The sequence below is a fragment of the Candidatus Protofrankia californiensis genome, assembly GCF_900634765.1.
Lineage (GTDB): Bacteria > Actinomycetota > Actinomycetes > Frankiales > Frankiaceae > Protofrankia > Protofrankia californiensis.
This window is the reverse complement of sequence record NZ_CAAAFT010000021.1, coordinates 16,146-19,815: the sequence shown is the minus strand read 5'-3', so window position 1 is coordinate 19,815 and position 3,670 is coordinate 16,146. Positions and strand designations below refer to the sequence as shown.

Annotated in this window: 4 protein-coding genes; 1 reads left to right on the top strand and 3 read right to left on the bottom strand. The window is 71.7% G+C overall.

Annotation, left to right across the window (positions count from 1 at the left end; genetic code table 11):
- Positions 1-251 precede the first annotated feature (251 nt).
- Positions 252-602, bottom strand: a complete 351-nt coding sequence (locus DD1DGNOD_RS00855; protein WP_131764699.1) for a rhodanese-like domain-containing protein — start codon at positions 600-602, stop codon at positions 252-254.
- A 529-nt stretch (positions 603-1,131) separates the two neighbouring features.
- Positions 1,132-1,431 (bottom strand): phosphoribosylformylglycinamidine synthase subunit PurS, encoded by a 300-nt coding sequence (gene purS / locus DD1DGNOD_RS00845; RefSeq protein WP_131764701.1) that lies wholly within the window; start codon positions 1,429-1,431, stop codon positions 1,132-1,134.
- Between the two features lie 255 nt (positions 1,432-1,686).
- Between purS and larE the strand changes: the two genes are divergently transcribed.
- The gene (larE, locus tag DD1DGNOD_RS00840; protein WP_283234640.1) at positions 1,687-3,162 is read left to right on the top strand and encodes an ATP-dependent sacrificial sulfur transferase LarE; all 1,476 of its coding nucleotides are present in this window, start codon (positions 1,687-1,689) and stop codon (positions 3,160-3,162) included.
- Between the two features lie 114 nt (positions 3,163-3,276).
- Here the strand turns inward: larE and DD1DGNOD_RS00835 are convergent, their stop codons facing one another.
- Complete coding sequence (locus tag DD1DGNOD_RS00835) at positions 3,277-3,585, bottom strand: hypothetical protein (protein ID WP_131764702.1); 309 nt, start codon at positions 3,583-3,585, stop codon at positions 3,277-3,279.
- Positions 3,586-3,670 lie beyond the last annotated feature (85 nt).

The window sequence follows — 3,670 nt, the reverse complement described above, 5'->3', positions numbered from 1 at the left end:
CGCGTTGCGGTGCCGCGGATTGCGGCGCCCCGGATTGCGGGGCCCCGGATTGCGGTGCCGCGCCGCCGGCGGGCTCGGTCCGCCGGTGTCCGGGAACGCGGCATCGACATGGAGGGCTCGATGAGGGTCATGGCGCCCAGTTTCCCGCCGACCGGCGTCCGTGCCGTTCGATGACGCCGGTTTTGGGTGGGTGTGTCGCGGATGCGACCGCCGGTGACGGCGGACACCGGTCAGATCGCGGCGGACACCGGTCAGATCACAGCCGGGGGATGCGGCGCGCTGTTCTCCATCGGACGACCCGAGGCGTCCCAGGCGATCATTCCGCCGTCGAGGTTGCGGGCTCGCCAGCCGGCGCGGTGCAGGTAGGCCGTGACCGCGGCTGAACGCTGCCCGGACCGGCAGACGACCACTACGTCCCGGTCGCGCGGCACCTCGTCGATGCGGTCGAGGAGCTCGCCCATGGGGATGTGTACCGCTCCGGCGATATGCCCCGCACCCCACTCCTCGGTCTCCCGGACGTCGAGGAGCAGCAGTCCGGCATCCGACGCAGCCGCCACCGGAAGTTGATCTATTGTGACCGAAGGTATCTGATCCGAGCCCACGCGGCCATCCTGCCATCCGTCCGGCATCCCGTGCTGTTGGCTACCGGACATTGTGTGAGGTGGAACATCCGGGGATTTGGGCCTCCCGGTGGCGCGGGAGAAACATGATCAGAATGCCTTTGGTCCTCCGACCGGCCGGCTGTGGTCACGAGAGCGCTTTTTCGTCCGCGGTGGAAGGCGCGTGGTGGGACCGTGATGACCGTGGAATCGCTCGATGTGGAATCATCAGGATGCGGGGCGGACGGGCCCTGGCTGACCTGTCCGTGGTGCGGCGGGATCGTACCGCTGGCGCACCTTGTCCCAGGGGATGACGAACCGTACGCGCGGGTCGCGGTCTGTGACTCGTGCGGACGCCGGGTCATGTTCCTCTCGCCGGCCGATCCGACCGCCTGAACCGATCACCTGGACCTCCCCGGCGGGTACGGGCACACGGTCGTGGGTTTTTCCGTGCCCGGAGGGCATATAAGGGCTGCTTGGCCAAAGGACACGCGATCATGAGTTTGCGGGTGCCCGGCGGCCAGGTAGAGGGTTACCCGCGGTGGGTGGCCGCGGGTTCGGCTTCGGCTCCGGTGGGTTCGGTCTCCACCGCCTCCACCCGCACGACGTAGTCCTCGATCACGGGGTTGGCGAGCAGGGAGGCGGCAAGCCGGTCGATCCGGGAGAGGACGTCGGCGTCGGCCTCGCCGTCCACCTCCAGCTCGAAACGTTTGCCCTGGCGTACCCCGATGATGCCGGACACGCCCAGGCGCGGCAGCGCGGCGAGCACCGCCTGCCCCTGCGGGTCGAGGATCTCCGGTTTCAGCATCACGTCCACGACGACCCTGGCCACGCCTGAAGACTGTATCGGTGCATCGTGGGTACTGGTGCGCCGCCGAGCCCGGCGCACTGTCGACTCCTGTGCACCGATGGGCCCGGTGCACCAATCCGGTGGGCCCCGTGCACCAACCGGCCCATGGCCGCGGGCACCCGCGGCATGGCGTCGGTCACTACCCTCGGGTATGTGTCGACATCCGTGCCAGGACAGTCCGCGTCCGTGCCGGGGCAACCCGCCTCAGGGGGAGCCGGGCCGCCGGGGGCAGCCGGAGTGAAGCCCGTCCGGCCGGTCACGGCTGGTCCGGTCGTCGGATTCGACCTGGACATGACGTTGCTGGACGCCCGGCGCGGCGTCACCGCCACCTACGCCGCGCTGGCCGCTGAAACCGGGGTGACGATCGACGGCGAGGCGGCCGCCGCCCGCCTCGGGCCGCCCCTGGAGGAGGAGATCTCCCGCTGGTTCCCGCCCGAGCGGGTGCCGGACATGGCGGCCCGCTACCGCGAGCTGTACGCCGTCCACGCGCTGCCGGTGTCGCTGCCGATGCCGGGCGCGGTCGATGTGGTTGCCCAGGTGCGTCACCATGGCGGCCGGGTGGTTGTCGTCACCGCCAAGAGCGGACCGCTCGCGCAGGCGAGCCTTGCCCACATCGGTATCGAGGCGGACGCGGTCGAGGGCTGGCGGTTCGCCGAAACGAAAGCCGAGGCCATGCGTGCCCACGGTGTCACGATCTACGTGGGTGACCATGTCGGGGACGTCGTCGGTGCGCACGCGGCCGGTGCCCTGGCTGTCGCGGTACCCACCGGCCCGTGTTCGGCGGACGAGCTGGGCGCGGCCGGAGCCGACGTCGTGCTGCCCGACCTGGCCGCGTTCGGCGGCTGGTTGTCGTCCCACCTGCTGCCCGGCCGCCTCGACGACCTGGCCGCGCGGCTGGCCGAGCTCGGTTCGGTGCTGGTCGCCTTCTCCGGTGGGGCGGACTCGGCGTTCCTGCTGGCGGCCGCGGTCCGGGCCCTGGGCGCCGACCGGGTGGCGGCGGCCACGGCGGTGTCGGCGTCCCTGCCGGCCGCCGAGCTTGCCGCTGCCACCGATTTTGCCGCGCGGCTCGGCGTCCGCCACCTCACGCCGTCCACGAACGAGATGGGACGCGAAGGCTACCGGGCCAACGGGCCGGACCGGTGTTACTTCTGCAAGGCGGAGCTCACCGAGACGCTGCGGCCGCTCGCGGACTCCCTGGGGCTCGCCCACGTGGTGACCGGTACGAACGCCGACGACGCCGTGGCCGGGTTCCGGCCGGGTATCCGTGCGGCGGCCCAGCGGGGGGCGCGTACCCCGTTGCGCGACGCCGGCCTGATCAAGGCGCAGGTTCGTGAGGCGTCCCGGCGGTGGGGTCTGTCGACCTGGGACAAGCCGGCCGCGGCCTGCCTGGCCAGCCGCATCGCCTACGGCATCGAGGTGTCGCCGGTACGCCTCGCCCGGGTCGAACGCGCGGAGGCCGTGCTGCGGGCGGCCCTGGCCACCGCGGAGCTCGGTGTCCGGAACCTGCGGGTGCGCGACCTCGACGACGTGGCGCTGGTCGAGGTGGACGCCGACCGGGTGGACGCGCTGTCCGCGCGCCCGGACCTGCTGGCGGTTGTCGAGGGCTTCGATCGGGTGGAGATCGATCCCCGCGGGTTCCGGTCGGGTTCCATGAACGAACTGCTGCCGGCGGCCGTGGTGCGCGCGTCCGGGGACGATGGCGACAGGCAGTGACAGTGACAGGCAGTGACAGGCGATGACAGTGGCGGACGGTGACGGTGCCCGGGGATGGCGGTGGCGAGGGGTGACGGTGCCCGAGGGCGACAGCGCCCGCGGACGGGCGTCCGATCAGATCGGGTTCCCCTCGGTGCCGACCGGTTCGGCGTCGTCCACCGCGGGGGGGGAGAGCACGGCCGCCACTATCCCGATCAGGGCGAGGGCGAAGCCGATGGTCAGCCCACCGGCCGCGACCACGTTGAGCCACGTGGGCCGTTCGGTGGCCCCGAAGAAGAACGGGATGATGATGACCGCGGTGGCGACAAGACCGATCGCGAACAGCACGGCTCCCACCCGGACGAAGACGTCCGCCCGGTTCCGGCGTCCCGGAGGTCCGGGAGGTTCCGGAGGTCCGGGTTCCCGGGTCGCTGGATCATCCACGTGTGCCAGCCTACGGATCGCGTGGCCGCCGGGCCAAAGGCAGCGCGATCATGTTTTTCGCGCTGCCGGCGGCCAAGTTCCTGGG